This is a genomic window from Nocardioides psychrotolerans, assembly GCF_943371775.1.
GTDB classification, from domain to species: domain Bacteria; phylum Actinomycetota; class Actinomycetes; order Propionibacteriales; family Nocardioidaceae; genus Nocardioides; species Nocardioides psychrotolerans_A.
In genome coordinates this window covers 12,387-30,888 of record NZ_CALRWD010000018.1, presented here as the reverse complement: position 1 = coordinate 30,888, position 18,502 = coordinate 12,387, and the positions used below count along the sequence as shown (strand labels likewise).

14 protein-coding genes are annotated in these 18,502 nt (G+C 65.9%); 6 read left to right on the top strand and 8 right to left on the bottom strand.

All coding sequences use genetic code 11. The annotated features are described in order from the left end of the window. Positions 1–563 precede the first annotated feature (563 nt). The 4 genes from AAG827_RS07450 to AAG827_RS07435 all read left to right on the top strand — a co-directional run bounded on the left by AAG827_RS07450 (position 564) and on the right by AAG827_RS07435 (position 7,738). Entirely contained in the window at positions 564–1,082 is a 519-nt protein-coding gene (locus AAG827_RS07450) for a hypothetical protein (RefSeq protein ID WP_341925257.1), read from the top strand. Between the two features lie 396 nt (positions 1,083–1,478). Next, positions 1,479–5,777, top strand: coding sequence for a hypothetical protein (locus AAG827_RS07445; protein WP_341925256.1), 4,299 nt, complete (start codon positions 1,479–1,481; stop codon positions 5,775–5,777). Positions 5,778–5,955: 178 nt separating this feature from the next. Beyond that, a complete protein-coding gene (locus AAG827_RS07440; RefSeq protein WP_341925255.1) occupies positions 5,956–7,128 on the top strand; it encodes a DUF4062 domain-containing protein in 1,173 nt (390 codons plus the stop codon). Between the two features lie 64 nt (positions 7,129–7,192). After that, positions 7,193–7,738: a hypothetical protein gene (locus AAG827_RS07435; RefSeq protein ID WP_341925254.1), complete on the top strand. Its 546-nt coding sequence runs from the start codon at positions 7,193–7,195 to the stop codon at positions 7,736–7,738. Between the two features lie 55 nt (positions 7,739–7,793). On the opposite strand, the gene AAG827_RS07430 is transcribed toward AAG827_RS07435, so the two are convergent. From AAG827_RS07430 to AAG827_RS07415, 4 genes are all read right to left on the bottom strand, one after another. Next, positions 7,794–8,819, bottom strand: a complete 1,026-nt coding sequence (locus AAG827_RS07430) for a RelA/SpoT domain-containing protein (RefSeq protein WP_341925253.1) — start codon at positions 8,817–8,819, stop codon at positions 7,794–7,796. Positions 8,820–8,864: 45 nt separating this feature from the next. After that, positions 8,865–9,917 carry a nucleoid-associated protein gene (locus AAG827_RS07425; protein WP_341925252.1) on the bottom strand — a complete coding sequence of 351 codons (1,053 nt, stop codon included), beginning with the start codon at positions 9,915–9,917 and terminating at the stop codon, positions 8,865–8,867. 176 nt (positions 9,918–10,093) lie between these two features. Next, the gene (locus tag AAG827_RS07420) at positions 10,094–10,429 is read right to left on the bottom strand and encodes an Lsr2 family protein (protein WP_341925251.1); all 336 of its coding nucleotides are present in this window, start codon (positions 10,427–10,429) and stop codon (positions 10,094–10,096) included. Between the two features lie 127 nt (positions 10,430–10,556). Further along, on the bottom strand, positions 10,557–12,251 hold the full coding sequence (locus tag AAG827_RS07415) for an AIPR family protein (RefSeq protein ID WP_341925250.1): 1,695 nt from the start codon (positions 12,249–12,251) through the stop codon (positions 10,557–10,559). A 510-nt stretch (positions 12,252–12,761) separates the two neighbouring features. Here AAG827_RS07415 and AAG827_RS07410 point away from each other — a divergent pair. Both AAG827_RS07410 and AAG827_RS07405 read left to right on the top strand, forming a co-directional pair. Then, complete coding sequence (locus tag AAG827_RS07410) at positions 12,762–14,420, top strand: N-6 DNA methylase (RefSeq protein WP_341925249.1); 1,659 nt, start codon at positions 12,762–12,764, stop codon at positions 14,418–14,420. Continuing rightward, the gene (locus AAG827_RS07405; protein ID WP_341925248.1) at positions 14,407–15,138 is read left to right on the top strand and encodes a hypothetical protein; all 732 of its coding nucleotides are present in this window, start codon (positions 14,407–14,409) and stop codon (positions 15,136–15,138) included. Before AAG827_RS07410 ends, AAG827_RS07405 begins: the two co-directional genes overlap by 14 nt. 59 nt (positions 15,139–15,197) lie before the next feature. On the opposite strand, the gene AAG827_RS07400 is transcribed toward AAG827_RS07405, so the two are convergent. The 4 genes from AAG827_RS07400 to AAG827_RS07385 all read right to left on the bottom strand — a co-directional run bounded on the left by AAG827_RS07400 (position 15,198) and on the right by AAG827_RS07385 (position 18,481). Next, entirely contained in the window at positions 15,198–15,434 is a 237-nt protein-coding gene (locus tag AAG827_RS07400) for a hypothetical protein (RefSeq protein WP_341925247.1), read from the bottom strand. Positions 15,435–16,220: 786 nt separating this feature from the next. Continuing rightward, positions 16,221–17,291 carry a DUF4192 domain-containing protein gene (locus AAG827_RS07395; RefSeq protein ID WP_341925246.1) on the bottom strand — a complete coding sequence of 357 codons (1,071 nt, stop codon included), beginning with the start codon at positions 17,289–17,291 and terminating at the stop codon, positions 16,221–16,223. Between the two features lie 11 nt (positions 17,292–17,302). Next, a complete protein-coding gene (locus tag AAG827_RS07390; RefSeq protein WP_341925293.1) occupies positions 17,303–17,755 on the bottom strand; it encodes a single-stranded DNA-binding protein in 453 nt (150 codons plus the stop codon). Positions 17,756–17,986: 231 nt separating this feature from the next. After that, a complete protein-coding gene (locus tag AAG827_RS07385) occupies positions 17,987–18,481 on the bottom strand; it encodes a hypothetical protein (protein WP_341925245.1) in 495 nt (164 codons plus the stop codon). Positions 18,482–18,502 lie beyond the last annotated feature (21 nt).

The following is an 18,502-nucleotide window of genomic DNA, read 5'->3' as shown; positions in this document are numbered from 1 at the left end:
CGCGTCGTGTGTCGCCCCGAACCGCCGGAACAACGAGAGCAGTGGCTTCCTTAGGCGGGATCGTCGCACGCCGTCGGCGCCACCGTGCTATAACTTCGACACCGTCGCGTGGCCCGCTCCGCGACGCACATGGTTCCGCTTGAGGTGAGGTTGCGTCTCGTACGTCGCCTGACCGAGGAGGTATGACCGAGCGGCCTATGGTGCTCGCCTGATAAGCGGGTGGGGCTTCGGCTCCCGAGGGTTCGAATCCCTCTACCATGCCCGGACACGGCAGCTAGTGCGGATCCTCTGGCGAGAGGACGCGATGTGTTCTGAGACAACGACCTGGAGCCCTCTGTCGTTGGCGAGTTCGTCGATCGTCGCCAACGGCGAACACGCCGCTGCCGATACCTCTCCGCACTGGCCAAACGGCACGTTCGGTCGCTGGCAATTCCTGGGCAGCGCTCCAAGCAAGTCAGTTCGTCTTTGGGCCGGCCGGGGTGGTGCGGGCGTCGGCGAGCCGGTCGTCCGCCGGAACGCGGTGGCGAACTGGAACTGTCGTACCTCATCGCTAGCCTGCCGTCATGGAGATTCCCGAAGGTTGGCTTGGCGAGTTGGCGCAGGATCGGATGGCCGACCGCGCGGCTGGAGCCTATGCGCCTGTCGCCCTGTGGGCGTGTATGTCCTCGTTGACGGGCGGCGCGGAGCCCGTGGCCACGACCGTCCAGTGCGACACCCACGACGGCTCAACTGAGTGGCGAGCCCTCTGGCTGACAGAGAACGCTCTCGCTCATGGTTCAGTGGTGAAGGGCAAAGAGGGGTGGACCGCATACTCCGACGCTGCTGGTGATGACGAACCCGACGAGACGAAGGGGTGGGTGCGCTCGATCAAGCAGGTGGGCAGAGTCGAGATATCGCAGGCAGAGTGCCGGCGCATCAGCCGGGTCAGCGAGTCCGGCCGGGCATGGACCTGGTCCAGCTCCGCGCGGATCGTGTTTAGCGATGGTGGCTCAGTCAGCCTTCCTCTCTTCGGTAACCCCGGCTCCGATGCCCAGGATGCTGAGATTCAGACGTTCCTCGCGGGAGTGTCGGACAGGCTGTGAGCCATGCACGACCCGTGTGACACCCGAGGCGCCCGAACCAGGTGAAGTGAATGCGTCGTGGCTCTGCAATGGAGACGAGCAAACTGGCGAGATTGCTCCGGACATCCGCTGGGCCAAACGTGCGTTGAGATTGCGTGGTGCACGCCCAAGACGATGATGGAGGCGTTCACCTCGTTGGCGACGTTCAGGCACTTTCGACGCGACCCGAGTCGATACATGTGGCCGCGATGCTCGAGATGGAACCCATCACCCTCCGGCGGTGTTGCCGTTCAGACCGCGGCCGAGGCGTGCCCGTCCGCCGAGTCAGAGGCACACCACCGTGTGTCGGGCTGGCTGTCGGTCGTGTGCTTCAGACTGGATGTCATCAGTGGGTGACCCAAGAGCGGAGCAGGACGGTTGGACGAGGCAGAGTTCGCCAAGGACGTGGCGATAGGTCGCGAGAACGCCCGGATCATGGATCTCGCTTTGCATCATTGCCGACACATGCGGTTCGTGGAGTGGGGCGGCGGGGGGTTGCTGGAGGTCGAGACTGGACTGCCGTTGAACCCGCGACGAGTGGAGTGCCCGATCGCCATCGGCGGCATGACCGGGATGCGGCTGGACCATGTCACGTTCGAGTTCTATGGCGCGCACTGCGTCGGATGCGACATGAGGAACCCGACGGGGCATCTGCCGAACCTCGAAACCGAGGCCTTGGCACGGCGGGAGAAGGCCGACGCTGACCAGACCGCACACGACACGGAGCTGCGGGAACGCCGCGTGGCGCGAGCCGACCGTGTGGACCGACGGCAGAGTTTGCGAGCCACGGCAGACCCAGCGGTCGCGAGCATCTTGGACGATGTCGATGTGCTCGACCCGGATCCGGCGGTCGAAATCGATGTCGGTGCGACTACAGCGGCGAGGCGACGGCTGATGACCGTTGCCGGACGTGCGGCGCACAGGTTCGATGAGCCAGTCATTGACGAGCTGTTCGACACGGTGACGAACGTCGGGATCTCGGAACTCCTTGAGCCCCTGCGTCACCTCACGTCGCGACGACCGGAGCTCACTGAACGGTTGGTCGCGACTGCCATGGCCTCGTTGCGGAGCTTCCCCTCACTTGAGGCCGGGCGGTGCCTGACCGACCATCCGGACCAGGTCGGCGTCGCCGAGATCGACGATGCGGTCATCTGGGCAGTGGTGGTCCTGGCCGGGTCGAAGACACCGGAGGACTACCACTACTCCGGCCCAACGCCCGTCGTGGAAGCGAACGACCCGGGCCCATTGCGCGTCGTTGCGACCCTCGCTCCCGACAAGCTCGTCGCGCACCTGGGCGTGATGCTGCCGCGGCCCGCAGTGGTGGGCATCATCGTGAACCCGGCGTACCGGCCGCGAGAGGTCTCCGACTTCGACCGACGGGCTGCAGCTGGAGCGATCGAGCATCTGGCGTCCACCCACCTCGAGCTGGCCGTCGCCCTGTTGCCCAACCTGGCGGTCTCGCTCGGTGTCCCGCCCGAGGACAGCTACGACCCGGGCACCGTCTCGGTGGCCGAGAGGGCGCTGGCGCGGATGTTCGTTGCCGCACCAGCCCGCATTTCCGTACTGCTGGAGGATGCAGGCCGGCACGCGGCCGAAGAGATTCGCGACGGCCTCGTCGGTGCGGTCCGGTACGCCCTGGACCTGGTCGACACCGACTACATCCACCGTCGTCCGGATGACCCGGTGACCACACCGGAGGAGATCGGTGGGCTCACCGATGCAGCATTCGCGTTTCTCCTTGCCCGCACCGATGAGTCGTGGGGCCACAAGGTCACGTTCACGGCCGCCGAGACCATCGAGCGCATGGGACGACACCACCGCGGCGCCCTCGCCGGGCACCTGGACGCGACCTTGGGTGCGTTCGTGACGTTGACACGCCACCGGCTCTCCGAACCCCAGAGCGTGCTCACTTCGACCGCGCCCCCGGACTTCCTCGCAGGCCTGGAGGCGTGGGGACGCGCGAGCAGCCTGTCCCAGTCCGCTCGACGCCTGCTGAGCGCGGTCGAGTCCGCATCGTCCATCGACCCGCTGGAGGTGTGTCGCACCATCACGACCCTCATCACGAGCGAACGTGATGGTGACCTTGGAGCCGATCTGGTACGTCCCCTCCTGGACACCCTTGGCAACGTCGGACGTCGACACGGGCACCAGCCGAAGGTCCTCCAAGCCATCCTTACCACCCTCCAGACCTACCTCGTTGACGTCGACCCCCTCCTCGGCTCCGCGGCGCTGGAGGCATGGACCACCATCGGCGCCACACACGCACTCCCATCAGTCGTTGCAGACCTCCTCCCGGCTCTCGTATCAGACGCACACCTCGTGATGATTGACGCCGTACTCACTGCCGCATGCCAACTCCCGTGGCCGGACCCGAGATCGCGACCGCAGCTCGTCTTCCACGCTGCGGCAGTGATGGAGGCCATCGACGTCTCGGATCACCTCGACACGTTCCTGACCTCGATCGCGGCCCTGCGTCACCACGTGGCAGATCTCGACTCTCTAGCGGAGCTGGAGAAGAGGGCACTTGCCAGGGTGCCCACGCTGGAGTGGCACCAAGCCGACGACGTGACCGGGCAGCCATGGCAACCAGACGCGCGTGTCACACCTGAACTGGCGACCCTCTGGCTGGAGTTGGCGCCTCGCAGCACTTTCGGGCTTCGACAGCGCGACGAGGCCGAGGATGCATTGCAAGGGCTCCTCGACTGCGGCGTCGGCCTGCTCGGCCTGCCCGCGGGCGCCGTCATTGAGGTCGGGGCGAGGCACTCCCCGGAGTCCCACTACGGGTCGATGGAGTACGCAGAGGTCCTCGCTCGTGCCGAACGCCGCAACGACGCCGTCGCGCTGCTCGAAGGTGCGTTGGCGCGGATTCCGGATGAGCCGGCGCGCAGCTCACAACGCGCGCTGGTGTCGCTTGCCGCCGCTGTCGCGCGCCTCCACGTGAGCCTCGCCCCAGATCGGGCGGCCCACTCGCCGGTCCTTGAGGCCGTCGACGACGTAGCCGCAGCGATCGGCGTCTGTGTGAGTCATGCCGACGACGACCTGCGCTGGCTCCAACCGTTCGCCTGGGCCGCGGCGGTTCGGGCATCGATCGTGTGCACGCTTCTGGACACGCCGATCCCGCCCAACATCTCGTCGGCGATCAACATGAGGATCGCCTCCGTTACGACCGACGACCCACTCACTGAGTCCGACCCGCCCGACCCGGCGATGAGGCTCAGGGCGCGTGCCCAGCGCCTGCGTGTCCTTTCTGCCCTGCTTCAGCGCGAGGTCGCACCGACAGGAACGGATGGTCGAGCCGGAACGGCTACTCGAGACGGTGTCGCGATCACAGGTCAGCTTCTCGACGCTGTCTCCCACCTCCTCGACGCTGACGGTTTCCTGCTCGATGCTGACGTGACCCAAGCATCAGCGCACAGGGCCGCGGCACGTCGCCGCGCCGACTCGATCGACTTGGACGCCCATCGGGTCGACGACCCACTGTTCCCTCGTGCCCGAGCTCTGAAAGCCGTCATCGCCTCAGGCCCGAGCGCGTCCACGCCTCTCGACGTGGGTACGGCGTGCCTCGCCGCGGCGGGTCTCCCGGCACCGTTGCTGTTCATCCGTCCACCTCGACGCCACCGGGGATCCGAACCGTGGATGCCACCGGCCGAACCCGAACCGGACAGCGCGACGGTCGCCGTCGCCCTCGTCTCGATCGACGACACGCTCCTGACGGGCCCCGCCATCGTCGACCCGGCACTCACTCACACCCTGAGCCTGCAGGTGCAGACCGACCCGTGGCCGGAGTGGGTCCAACGGCTCGATGCCGAGCTCATCAGCGCGCTCAACGACAACGAGCTCCAGCGGCCCGCGCTCACCTGGCAGCGCCACCAGCACACCGGTGAGCCGCAAACCTTCGAAGGAACCGGCAGCCTCCACGTCCGGTACGCCGTCCCTACCACCCAGCCCGCACCGCCGGTACTGGTGCGCCTGACGTGGCGCGGCACCGACGAGAACGGCGACCCCAAGAGCCAGTCGCTCGACGTCGCCGGCCACCGCGAGTTCCGCGTCCGCCCCTACAACCCGGCCCGCGACGCCACCACCCAGCACGAGGTCTTCGACGAGCACCTGCTCGGCATTTACGAGAAGCTCGCCGCCGCGGGCTACTCGCACAACCACCTCCAGCCGTTCGCACGGCTCCTCAACGCGATCTCCCGGGCGGGACTCGCCATGACCTGGAACAAGAAGTACCGCCGGGGCCAGTACGTGAAGGAGCGCCAGTTCCACGACGATCTCCACGCTGCGCTACTGGCCGACCCCACTCTCGAAGGACGCGTGGAACGTGGCACGGCGCTCGGCCACGGGTACCTCGACACCCGGCACGACGGCATCACAGCCGAGCTCAAGGTCGCCCGCGACCAGCCTGTCACCCGCGAATCCGCCACCAAGTACATCGGCCAGCCCGCCCAGTACGCGGCCGCCGACGGCGTCCGCCTCGCCATCCTCGTCGTCCTGGACATGAGCCTGAAGGTCCTGCCCATCGGCACCCCCGAGAACTACCTGTTCATGCTCACCCCGAAACAGCACGGCATGACTGAGCCCCACTCCCCCAGTGTGGTCGTCACCCTCGTCATCAACGGCAACTTGCCCGTGCCGAGCAGCTGGTCGCGCCGCAAGACCCCAACCACTGACACCTGAGGCTTGCTTCGCTCGTTCCAACCCCTTAGTCCGCGGTCCGTCAATCACCGTCGACGTCGGACCGACTGGGTCTGCTGCTCGGTCATCTGGCACCTCGCACCAGGCAGCCGTCTCCGATGTCGGCGCCGGCGCCTAGGCTCATTCAGGAGCGATCGAGCGAAGGGAACCACAGTCCGCGATGAAGGTGTTCATCTCGTCAGTCACACACATGTTGAAGGATGAGCGCGCGGCCCTGCCTGCGTTCCTGTCCCTGTTCGACCACGAAGCTCTCCTCTTCGAGCAGTTCGTCGCACAGAACAGGTCGAGCCGGGAGGCATGCATCGCCGGAGTCAACGAAGCAGACGTGTACATCTTGCTGCTTGGCTCGAAGTACGGCGACTCGCTCGACGATTCGGGTATATCGCCTACCCACGAGGAATTTACGCGAGCGAGGCACCGAGGGATCCCCGTCTTGGTCTTCAACAAGATCTTGGACGAGCCTGACGAGCCTGCACAGGCAAAGTTCAAGTCCGAGGTCGGTGACTTCGTGAATGGGAAGTTTTGGCGATCGTTCGGCAACCCGCTCGAGTGCAATCAAGCGGTCGGCGAGGCGCTCCGAGTGTTGAGCATCACCGGCGAGTCCGCTCGGCGAACCCGTCCTTCGGGGCCGATATCCGTGCCCTGGCTGTCCGAGCCTGCCGATGCGAACCCGTACGCCGCAGGCACCACTGCCGGCTGGTCAGCTCCTGGCCAGCAGAGCTGGATCCCGGTGCAGGTATCTAACCCGGTACTTGAACTCCACCTCGTCGCGGATGGCGACGTGCCCTACAAGGGAGTGAGCGACCTGCAGCGAAGTGCGGACGCGCTGGGATCTCAAGCCCGCCAAGCACGGTTCGTGGCCGCAGATGAACCGTTGTTAGTCGGTGCGTCCAACGGTGTGGGATGGGTCATCCGTCCTCCGTCGTTTCAACGGGGACACCACGGTGAGCCGCACAGCGAGAAGTTCAGAGGATTCCTGGTCCGCCCGGGTGCGACCACTGCCTTCATCTCGCTGCCGACCGACGACATGGGCTGCCTCATCGATCGGCAAGGACTGCAAGGCCACCTCGCTGTTCTGTTCTCCAACTCTTTCCCACATCTCGCCGGCAACAGCGCAGCCGTAGCCGCAGGACTCGTACATGCCGACCGGGTGTGGGAAGGCGATCCACGGCGCCTTGGCAACAGGAACTCGGGCTTCATGCGCTCCCCCGGCGCCACCATCCGTGTAGGCGGCGAATTCGTTGTGCCTCGTGATGCTCTGCCGAACGGCTTCGGCGATATCGGAGCAGACCTTGCGATCGAGATGCTTCAAGACCTGCAGTCCCTCCGCTGACTCAGGGACACAGCATCCGCGCGAAACCGCGACACAACGGCCGCCATGGTGCTGAAGTGGCGGCATGCAACTGACACGAAAGAACCTCAACATCCCCGAGACGTCGTTGACCTTCGACTCCTTCCTGGCGCCGCGCGAGGCCGTCGCCGCTCTGGTCGCACTCGCTGGGTCGAATCCCGACGACGAGATCGTGTGCTCAGCCCGATGGGACGAGCCGGGCCACAAGGGCAAGAACGTGTGGGAGCTTGCGGCCTTCAACGCACGCGGATTCACTGCCGTGACCGCGTCAGCAGACACGCACTGGGAATGGAGGCGGTACCACCCGGAGAAGCCCAAGGGGGCAACGGTTCACGCGAGGTGGATGCCTTGGCACGAACTCCGCGCCGTTACGCTCGAGAACGTCACACTCCACGTGCGCACCCTCTCCGACGACTCGGAAGAACTCACCCAAACCCACTCCTGGGGCCTCCACTTCAACGAGCCCGACCCATTTCTCCTCATTACGAACAGCGGTGAGAGCACAGAGGCGCGTCTGGCCACGCTCGTTGAAAGCATCCGCCGCCTCAGCACGCCACGCCATGATCCCGCCGAGTTTCAGCAATCGCCCTAGGGTGCCCCGACGTCGCCATACGGCGGGCGGGATCGTGCAGCAGACTCCGCCTGCGTTACGTCTCGGGCAAGGGCCGTCCGGCGGATATGCACGTGCTTCGCACGATGTCTTCGAGGTCGGTGTGCATGACGGCGCTGAGGAGGCGATGCCTCTTCGCCTGTGCTCGTTCGAGGACCACCAAGACTTCGGGTTGGGTAAACAACCAGTCACTCCTGTCACGGTAGCCCTCTGCGTTCAAACTGTGCTCGCGAACTAATTCTAATAGTCCTTCCTGAGAGGAGCAGAAGGCATCGATCAACTCGCTCACCCGCGGCTTCTCGTCGTCGTCGTACGCATTCATAAGGATGGCAATGATCGAGAGATCCTTTGCGCCCTCTGCCGGATCCCCTGACACCTCCTCGTAACGGCTCTCAAGGTGCTCGAGAACGAGCGCTTCGGCGTACATCGGTAGTTTCGCGCGCTTCTTGAAGAGCCGATGAATCTCCTCGTCAAACACTTCGACGAAGATCGTGAGCCGCACCACCAGCCGCTGCATCTTCTTAGGCGGAGTGATCGCTCCCTTGTACGTGAGCTTGTGTGACGCGACCGCCCAGGCGTCCTGCGCTCGGGTCCGGATCTGTACCTCGCAGAAGACTGGAGCTCCGGTGTGGTCGAAAACCTCGGGAGCCTCTAGATCGAGGTGGATCCCCGGATAGAACAAGTGATCGTGTCGCTGAGGCTTCTTCCGTTCCTTCTTCCGGACCGCCCAGGGGCCGCTACACAAGAGGTCTGTAGCATTGTTGCAGTCGGCTTTCGTGGTGCAGATGACCCGGACACCGACCTTATCCGTGATCGACTCCCATGACCTCGGATCATTCGGACGCTCGCGCAGTTTTCGGATAAGACTGCGAGCAGTCTTCACGCGGCCGATCACGTAGTGCTCGGGTACCCGCCCGCGCAGAGCCTCCTCCACCGCTCCCTTGTAGTGGTCCAACGCATCATCGAGGTAGGGCTTGGCGGCTCGATAGATCGCTCCGGGGTCAGAGGGAGCAGGGGCGGTCGGACCGGCCGGGGCTGTGAGGCGAGGTGTGGGATCAGTCATCAGATGACTTGAATGTAGTGGGACCCACCGACCAGGCGACGTGCCTCATCTCTTCGGCGGACCGGACGGCGAGATGTTGTCCGGCACGCCCTTGATCACGACGCGCTTGTGGGTCGCGTCGACCTCGACATCACCGTTCGCCACCGCTTCACTCGTTGCCTTGACTTGAACTGCGCCGTCCTGAAGGTCGAAGACGAGACCGCCGATACGGCTCTTGACCAATGTGACGTCCTTGCTGAACTCCCGAAGAGTCTCTGCGGGGAGAGCGGCCTCGAAGTCGTCTCGGTCCTCGGCGTCGATGAACCTGGTGATGAACTGCATCCCGCTCAACTTGTCTTCCGGGCTCTCCATCAAGGCCACGAGAGCGCGGGTGTATCGCGTCTTCTTCTCGGGGTCGACGTGCGCGTTGATGTGCCGCGTCGCCGATTCGAGGAGGTCCTTCGTCAATTTTTCCGCGTCGAACATCAACTGCATCCCCAAGAAGCGGTGCAGGAAGTAGTCGGCGTACCCCACGCCATTCTGCTTGTCCACCATCTTGCCAATCACCGCACCGTCGAATCCGCGAACCCACAGCATCGCGATTTTGTAGACCCTCGAGTTCTTCCCGACAATCAGCTCTGAGATGTGCTCGACGTCGAACGACACTTGGCCCGGCTGGCCGTGGTGCCTCATCCGGACACCTTCTTGATGCTCCGCCTTCATGACGATGACGCATGGACCTCCGCTGCACGTGCCAACTGAGGCGACAAAGATACCGGCGGATGCAGCACCTCGCTGACTGTCAAACATGTGCTCCGCGATGACTCGACTGTGCCCCGGCAGGAGCGCGGTGTCGCCCAGCAGCTCCTTCACCAGTCGCGGCACGAGCTCGAACTCAAGGCCGCTGTCGTCTCCCCCGTCCGGCAAAGCGATGATGTCGCGCCCCGTGGGGATGAAGGGTGCAAGCATTTGGTCACGGATGAACCGGTCAGTATCCGCGTCCAGCGGTGTGAGGTCGTTGGAGAGGATCACCGGGAGATCTGGGTTGGTTGTCTTGCTGCCTCGTGGTATCTCGTGGACCATCGTGTCCCCGAGCCTGATGTCTCCGACCTCAGCCATGGATTCCCCCGCGCTGCCGACTAGATGCGCGCCCTAGAGAATCGTGAAGCCGACCCCCCGACAACGCCGAACCACCACAGCACACCTCGGCCTCTCCTAGGGCAGGTCGACACGCGCCGTGCGTTCCGACATTCTTCCACCAAAGGTCCGCCAGGACCGGTGTTCACCTCGAGTGGCTAGTGGACTGCGTCGTATTGCTCGATGACCGCGGCAGGAATCCGGCCTCGGTCGGATACGTCGATGCTTTGGTCGCGCGCCCATTTACGGATGGCGGCGAGGTCCCGGCGGGGACCAACTGCCCGAGTACTCCTCGTGCGTCGCGAGCGTGTGCCGCGACCGCTGACCTTGGTGGCGGCATCGAGGTAGGGCTTCAGAGCCTTCGCCATCGCAGCAGTGTTCTTCTTCGACAAGTCGATTGTGTAGTCGACCCCATCGAAGGAGAACGCGACCTCAGTTGCGTCCTTCGAGCCGTCGAGATCGTCCGTGATGTGAGTAACCGTCTTCTTCGCCATGGTCCGATCGTCGCGGCTGCAATCGGCACTTGTCCATTCATGCGTTACGCGCGTCGGCCCTCCAACCACTGGATGTGACTCCCCCAGCGGGCTACGCGCCGATGGGACGGGCGGGTGTGAAGCGGGCCTAGCGGACCGTTGGTTCCAGCTCGAACAGATAGCCAGGGTCTCGAGTGTTGAGTCTGCGCGAGAGCGTAGTGATCTCGCGGCGCAGGGGGGCTACACCGGAGGCACTCTTGAAGACGGTCTTAGCATCGAAGTCGGTGTTGTCCTCGGCGGCGGCAGTGGCTGCATCGGATACGTAGCCGTTGATATTGAGCGCGACGTCGCGGGCTCGGTCGCTGAGGAAGCCGAGGACCTCGTCGGTCTGATGAGGAAGCCACCCTCCCGGATCGTCCATTAGCTGGGTGCCGGTGGGGTTCAATCGGAGCACGTCGGCGAGGAGTGCGACAACGGTGAATCGCACCGAGGCGAACGCGGATCGGAGTTCGCCGTGAAGGTCGTCGCGTGCAGCGTTGACGGCTTCGTTGATCAGTTCCAGGAGGTAGAGCTTGTCGGCGTCGAGGTCGGCTGCGAAAACGTGGTGGTAGTCCTGGTCGAAGAGTCGGACCTTGCGAACTGCGGCCCAGGGTCGCTGCCGGTAGGCGGCGGTGATGAGTTGTGCTGCGAGGGTGTTGTCGAGTGTGCGGTCGGTTGTCGACTTCTGGCCGACCTTGATGGTGTAGCCGAACTTGGAGCCGTACTTCTCGGTTACCCCGCGCTGAAGATCGAGTTGGATGCCGTCGGTTGAACGCTGGTCACGGATGTTTACGGCGTTCTGGTTGTTTGCGGTGTAGGTAATCTTGTCGCTCAACTGGCTATCAGCGGTGGGGAGCTCGATGACCTTGACTAGCAGTTTCAGGTCAGGGGTAAGTGCAGCGCGGCCCTTGTAGAGGGCAAGCAAGGACTGGCAACCGTTGACAACGCTGACCGCCTCGAGGGACAGGGTGGGCCCGTCGGTGGTTAGGCCCAGAGTGAGGACAGTGATCCCGTTGTGGCTGGCAGGAAAAAGGCGATGCTCTTCGGGCTTGGACACTGCTGCTGCGAGCTCTTTGTTAATTCGGGTATTGCCTGCGGAAAGTCGCACGTTGCGGCTGAAGAGGGTCAGGTCGTCGATTCCTGGCAGGTCGACTAGTTGTGTTGCCGGCACGAGCGCGATGGCGAGTCGAGCTTCACCAAGGTCGTCCTCGATCGGAACCGAAGACGCCTCAAGCGTGACGGTCTCAGCGCGCATGTCGGCTCGTTGGACTCGATGAGCGACGGCTGAAAGGCGGTCTCCGTGCCAGACGTCGAGCGGCGGGTCTTGTCCGGTCATGGCGGCTACGAGGCTCGCGCCGGCGGCGTCGAGCAGGGCGTTGGTGACGTAGACAAGTCTCTTGACTTTGTACCCCGCAGCGATCTTCGCTTCGACGTCGTTGCGTAGGAGCAGGCTGCGTAGCGCGACGTTGGGCTTGCTCTCCAGCAGGCCACGCACCGTTTCGGCGGTTGTGAAGTAACGTGCGGCGCCCAGCAGATTCTTCAGGTCGTTGTCGCCCTGTGTCTTGGTGGGGCTGTCCATGCGCTTGCCCTGGTAAAGGGTGATCTCACTGAGGTCGTCGTCGACCACGAGGGCATCGATGCCCTTGTCTCCGCCGCCGTCACAAAGAGCGTCCACGACCGCTTCGGCCTCGAGACGTTCAACGTTCAGCATGAACCAGGCGAGCATCGCAGCGCTCGGGGTGCGACTGCCGATCTGATGGGGTCTGAAGGCCTCCGAGAGGAGGGCACGAGTCGCGGGGTTCATATGTCGATCCAACACCACCTAGGCGGGCGCCGCCCTGATTTGTGGCTGCGTGCACGAGGTCTAATTCAGCCAACTCCTCGTACCGCGAGACCGGGTCGCGAGCCCAGGCCTTCGCGCGCGTGGGCGGAAGACCGTGCCCTCGGCGACCACGAGTGCTGCACTGTCAGGTTCCGCCCGCGATGGGTGGTAGCCGCACCCAGTGCCCGGTTTGCTGCAGGGCTCGGCCGGTCGGCCGGCGCGCAGGCTGCTGGTCGAGAGCTGCAGTTCAGTGAACCGTTCTTTCGCAAGCCAGGACAGCGCCTCTGAGACTCGACGCGCTCCTCCGACCTCGACGTCGGGCAGATCAAGAAGCTGCGCCCATGCGCGTGCAGGGTCTCGTGGGAGAGAGGGGTGTTCCGCGGACACCCCTCTCGCAGAGAGCCCCTCGCGCGACCGCGAGAGCGGCGACCGCTTCGGTGTCAGGCGGCGGGCCTCCATCGACGGCCAACTGTGTTAGGGCAGGATGTGTCTGTGAAGCCTGGCGCGCGTGATCCTCTGGACAGCGCAACGCTTCGCAAGTCGCGTGGCGCGTTCTTCACACCTCCCGCGATCGCCTCGTTCGTCGTCAACTGGGCCGTCCGCTCTCCGGATGAGGAGATCCTTGAGCCTTCGGCCGGCGACGCGGAGTTTCTCGTGCATGCCGTAGCCAGGCTCCAGGACCTTGGCGTGTCTGCTCCACACGTGCACGGGGTGGAGCTGCACGACTTTAGCGCCCAGATCGGCGCTCAGCGAGTAGCCGAGGCCGGCGGCACGGTCGAGATGACGGTGGCCGACTTCTTCGATACCGGCCTGGCCCCGCGGTACTCCGCGGTCGTGGGCAACCCGCCCTTCATTCGGTTCCAGGATTTCGCAGGCGACGCGCGAGCAAAGGCCCGGTCTGCGGCCCTGCGCGGCGGGGTCGCACTTTCAGGTCTGGCCTCCTCGTGGGCGGCATTCACGGTACACGGCGCCCTGAACCTTTGCCCTGGCGGACGCCTGGGCTTCGTACTTCCAGCCGAGCTGCTGCACGCCAACTACGCCTCCCCCGTGCGGCGGTTCCTCTTCGCCAACTTCGCCCAGGTCGACCTGGTGCTGTTCGAGGAACGGGTCTTCGACGAAGCCGAGACCGAGGCCGTCCTTCTCCTGGCCGATGGGTACGGCGGCAGCACCGACCACGCCCGCATCCGCCAGGTCCCCACAGCCGCCGCCCTGTCGCTAGAGATGCCCTCAGCGGCGACCTGGGCGCCGGCGGACCCAGCCGCGAAGTGGTCAGGCTCGACAGTCAGCCCCGAAGCCGCCGGCCTCTACGCCAAGTTGATCCTCGACGGGTCGTTCTCAGCCCTTAAGGACTGGGGCAAGACCACCCTGGGGATGGTCACGGGCAACAATAAGTACTTCGCTTTGAGCCCCGGCCGGGTCGCGGAGCTCGGCCTGCCCAAGAACGAGGTGCTGAAGGTTTCCCCGCCTGGGTCCAGCCACCTGCGCGGTCTGGAGCTCTCCGGGCGAGCCCTTACCGAGCTCGGCCGCACCGGTAAGCGGACGATGCTGTTCCGGCCACCCGGGGAGCCATCTGATGCGGCTCGCGCCTATATTGCCCTCGGGGAGGCCGACGGCGTCGATACCGCCTACAAGTGCCGGGTCCGCAAAGACTGGTGGCGGGTACCGCTGGTCTCCAGGGCCGACCTGCTGCTGACCTACATGAACGCCGACACCCCCCGGCTCACCACCAACACCGCCGGGGCGCTGCACCTCAACTCCGTACACGGCGTATATCTCAGCCCGGCGCACCGCGCCTTGGCCCGCGAGATCCTCCCCGTGGCCGCGCTGAACTCCGTCACCATGCTCGGCGCCGAGTTCACTGGGCGGGCCTACGGCGGCGGCATGTTGAAGATGGAGCCCGGTGAGGCCGATCTATGGGCCCTGCCTTCACCGTCGGCCGTGCTCGAGGCACGCGACGCCCTCCTGGCCATCCGACCCCAGGTCGCCGGCAAGCTCCGCACCGGCAAGGTCCTCGAAGCCGCCAAGCTCGTTGACGACGTCCTGCTCGTCCGGGCACTCGGGATGCGACGTCCCGAGGTCGCCGAGATCCGTGCAGCACGTAACGCGCTCGCTGGGCGCCGCGAAGCTCGGAGCCGTCGTGGCAGCAATTGACGACCGCCTGATCGCCGCGATCCGAGCATGTGGGTCCAAACCAGGCAACGAGGCAGCTCAGGCAACCAAGAAGAACTACAACGAGAAGCTGTCAGCCGCGGTCGCACTCGCCGTCTCCGCCGAGCTCCGCGCGCGCGGGATGGACGGGGCACGACCGACCGGACCTGGCGAGGCCGGCGGCAGCGGCGCCGAGCGCCGGCTCGCTGGCGGGATCGGCGCCAAGAAGGTCGACGTCACCTGGGCGACCGAGGAATCCGGCCTAATCCTCGCGGTCAGCGTCAAGACCATCCTGTTCAAGGACGCCCGCACCCAGAACTTCCAGAAGAACCTCACCAACCGACGCGCCGACCTACTCAACGAAGCGGTCACACTGCACCGCCGGTTCCCCTACGCCGTGCTGGCCGCACTGCTCATCTTTGACGTCGGCGCCGAACACGACGGCACCGACCGAAGAAAGTCGACGTTCCTCAACGCCGGGCCCCGGCTCCGACTCTTCACCGGACGACAAGACCCAGCCGGCCGCGACGAGCAGTACGAGAAGTTCTACGTCCTTCTGGCCGACCTCAACGACACCGCGCCATCGATCCGGGCCTACGAGGCGAACGACCTGACCCAGGAAGTCCAGCTCGACGACGCCTTCAACACACTCGTGGCGATGATCGGCGAGAGGAACTTCGACCTCTACGAAGGTCTCGACGGGACTGTCCGGAAGGCCTGACGAAGTTCGGCTCTTGGCACCTCGGTCACCAGGCAGCGGGAGCACACCCGGCGGCAGCTCTAGTTGCTGGTGTAGAGATCGAGCTCGAAACTATCGACGTCGCGGCTCTTGTCGGAGCGCTGGCACGTCGCCGAGCGGGCGACCGTCCCGCCATACTGTCCGCAGGACTGAACCCTGCCGACACCGAGCGCAGGCTCGGTTGCAAGTCTCGCCGAGGTCAGGATCGATGACACTGCGCACGTCCCCTCGAAGCTGACCGAGCAGGTGGTCGCCTCCTCGACGGTCGTCGTCGCCATGAAGCCGTCTCTCGACATCCCGCAGGTCGAGGGTCGTCGTGTACGGAACCTGGGATCTACCCAAACCACAGGGCTGGGCGCCCCGGCGATTCCGCCGCTTCGCGAGCATATCGACGCGAAGGTGGCGGACCTGCTTGATCGGCCTTCTTGTGAACTAGCACGACCGACCCCCACCTGCCCACCGCCGAGCAACTTCCGGGTCTCCGACAGACGCCCGTGAGCAACGCCAGATCGGGCCAGGGATCGGCGAACCGAACAAGTGACCGGCCCCTTCAAGCGAAAGCGTTTGGGTAGCAGCCAGTGATGCCGAGCTCGCGCGCCAGTTGACGAGTCTTACTCGACAAGCCGGCGAAGCTGACAGGCGTGTACCCAGTCCATCCTTGCGGGGCGCAGCAGGCCCGCGAAGGGAGGCTTGGCACCTCGCCATATGCGCGCTGGTCTCCGTTTGCCCGTCGTCACGTGTCCTCGTTGGCTCGGACTCACGAGTCACGTCGTCTCCACGGCAGGTGGCGGGCCCGCGGTTCATCCAGTGCAGCCGTCCCGTCCGCTCCAAGGAGCAGTCCGGGCTCACGCGTCTGGGTAGCGAGGCCTCCGGGTTCTGCCGTCTGTCTCGTCGAGGGCCTTGTCGGCGTCAGCTGGCGGTAGGGGGTCGTGGATCCAGTCGATCCGTTGGTGTGGCTGGTAGGCGGAGGGTGCCGGGACCACGAGCCGTGCGAGCCTTCGCTCGCCGGCGCTGGCGGGCGGGTTGGGAGGCGTGGTGCGGTCCATGGAGGGTCCTTGTCGAGGTCAGCGGCCGGGGGCCGCGCGGTTGGGGCCGTCGCCCAATCGCAGCCCGCCGCGCATCCCGGGGTCGTCGAGGCGTCGGTCTGGTCGTCCGGAGCGGCGATCGGGCACGTAGGACTCGTCGAGCTCGCCGGCGATCTCGCGCATTGTGGCGTTGGCGCGCTCCCACTCTCGGGGATGCAGGCCGTTCTGAAGCGCTGAGGCGACGATCGCGGCCAGCCGGTAGGGCTGGTCGGCGGGCACCCGGTCCAACGCGCACCAGGCGCGCGCCCCGTCGCCCTTGAGCCAGCTGGAGAAGCCGAGCAGGGCGGCCGGCGCGGCACGGATCTCGTCGGGTGCGCGGCGGGTCAGGTCGGTCCATAGCGCGATGTGCGAGCTGGTGTTCTCGCGGCTCATGTCCTCCCATAGGGCGTCTCGGGTTGCGGTGGTCTTCACCGCGACGAGCAGGCGGGCGGCCTCAGGGTCGCTGAGGCGTAGCCCGTTGGTGTGGAATTGCTCGAGGCGGTCCAGCGCCCAGTCACGCTCGCGACCAGGGGTGCTGTTCTCGGCGGCGTCGAGTGCAGACGGGAGCACGGCCGCCAGGGGCTCGTGGTCGCCGGCGAGGGAGGCTGCCAACGAGTCGCGGTTGGCCGCGGGCTGGACTGCTCCGGCGAGCACCGTGGTGGCCGCAATCCGGTCGGCTGCCTGCTGGGACTGATAGCCGCAGGCGCCAGTGTCGAGCTCGACCCAACGGTGACCGTCGGCCCACAGCCGCAGCTTGGTTTCTACCCCGACCTCGGCCAGGCCGGCGGCGATGTGCTGGCTGGCCAGCTCTGCTGATCGGCGGTCCTCGGTGACGCACACCAGCGCCACCATCGCGCCCGGTCGTGCGTGCTGGCCGTAGGGGCCGCGGAGCGCGCGGTTAACCCCGTCGCGGTCGCTCGCGGTCTTCGGCAGGTCGACGCGCGCACACGGCAACCCCGTGGTGATGGGCATCAGCACGATCGACTCCTCGGGCTTGAAGCCCAGCACGTGGGGCACCGCGGCGATCAGCTCGTCGGGTGACTGGACGACCAGCTTGATGTCGGGGTCCATGACCGGCCCCCTCAGCCGGCCGCGGGCTCGACGGCCGCCGGCTTCTCATCCGCCGACGAGGGCATGATCGATGACGACGCCGATGATGGGGTCGGACGCTGTCGTTCGACGCGCGCCGCGTCGAACCTGAACGACCCGCCCACCTCGCCGAACCGGTTGCTGACCTCGACGACCTGCTTGGTGCGCTTGTGCTGGGTGTCCCGGTCGGTCCAGGTCTCGATCTTCATCAGCCCGTGCACGATCACCCGGCCGCCCCGGCCGGCGGAGTCGTAGAGGTTGCTCGCCGCAGTGCCGTAGACCCTGACGTTGTGCGCGGTCGGCTCGCCGTCGACCCACTCCCCGTCGACCCACTCCCCGTCGACCCACTCCCCGTCGGCATTACGGGTCCGGTTGGTCACCATGACCCGGCAGCTGACGAACGGCTTCTCGTCGCGGGTGTGCAGCAGCTCGGGGTCCTCGGCCAGGTTCCCGCGAACGTGACGGTGGTGGACATCGCTCCTCCTCGATCAGCACTGGATCTTCGCAACGCGCACGGTGCGCCTGCGGTCCCCTAGGTGCGTGCGCGTGCCGGGAGCGATCACCAACGGCGCGACGACATGCAGAAAGCCCCGCCGTGGCTTCGGGGGAACGGCCAAGGGCGGGGCCTGAGATCGACACCAGCCCGGCCCCTACCCGACCGGGCGACCAGATCTCCGTCACGAAACAGGGCGCGTTGGTCGCCGGGGTGGCCGGTTGCTCAACCGCGCCGGCGGCGGAGGAAGGGGCCGCCCGAGCCGCTCGCGGGCGGCTTGTGCCGCAGCGACGACCGCCTCGGCCGTGAACGCCGACCTCGAGACCACTCGGCCGAGCTCGCGCCGGTCGGCGATCACCGCCTCCTCGATGAGCTCGATCGTGCGGACCGGGAGCGGGTGGGATCGGGTGAACCCTGATCCCGTCACGTTCTGCAGCTGCAGGTCCCCAGCGAGCGCGACGCGTTGTGCCGGCGTCCGTTCGGCGTGCTGCTCGAGGGCGCGCCCCAGCCAGGACACGAACGCGTCTGGCGAACCCGGGTCGTGGTCGAGGTCCGCGACGTACGCCGACCGAGCCAACGCCCACAGGGACGGCTTCCAGTAGATGCCGATCCGCTCGGTTTCAGCGCCGAACCCCGGGGACGTGTGGCGGCCGCTAGCCGCGCCGGCGTCGCTACTCACTCGCGTCGCCGCCTACGAGTG

Bases quoted from the DNA above. Each gene is read 5' to 3' on its own strand.
- AAG827_RS07425 (WP_341925252.1), bottom strand. From the start codon at position 9,917: ATGGCTGAGGTCGGAGACATCAGGCTCGGGGACACGATGGTCCACGAG.
- AAG827_RS07430 (WP_341925253.1), bottom strand. From the start codon at position 8,819: ATGACTGATCCCACACCTCGCCTCACAGCCCCGGCCGGTCCGACCGCC.
- AAG827_RS07435 (WP_341925254.1), top strand. From the start codon at position 7,193: ATGCAACTGACACGAAAGAACCTCAACATCCCCGAGACGTCGTTGACC.
- AAG827_RS07450 (WP_341925257.1), top strand. From the start codon at position 564: ATGGAGATTCCCGAAGGTTGGCTTGGCGAGTTGGCGCAGGATCGGATG.
- AAG827_RS07420 (WP_341925251.1), bottom strand. From the start codon at position 10,429: ATGGCGAAGAAGACGGTTACTCACATCACGGACGATCTCGACGGCTCG.
- AAG827_RS07440 (WP_341925255.1), top strand. From the start codon at position 5,956: ATGAAGGTGTTCATCTCGTCAGTCACACACATGTTGAAGGATGAGCGC.
- AAG827_RS07395 (WP_341925246.1), bottom strand. From the start codon at position 17,291: ATGGACCCCGACATCAAGCTGGTCGTCCAGTCACCCGACGAGCTGATC.
- AAG827_RS07400 (WP_341925247.1), bottom strand. From the start codon at position 15,434: ATGGCGACGACGACCGTCGAGGAGGCGACCACCTGCTCGGTCAGCTTC.
- AAG827_RS07415 (WP_341925250.1), bottom strand. From the start codon at position 12,251: ATGAACCCCGCGACTCGTGCCCTCCTCTCGGAGGCCTTCAGACCCCAT.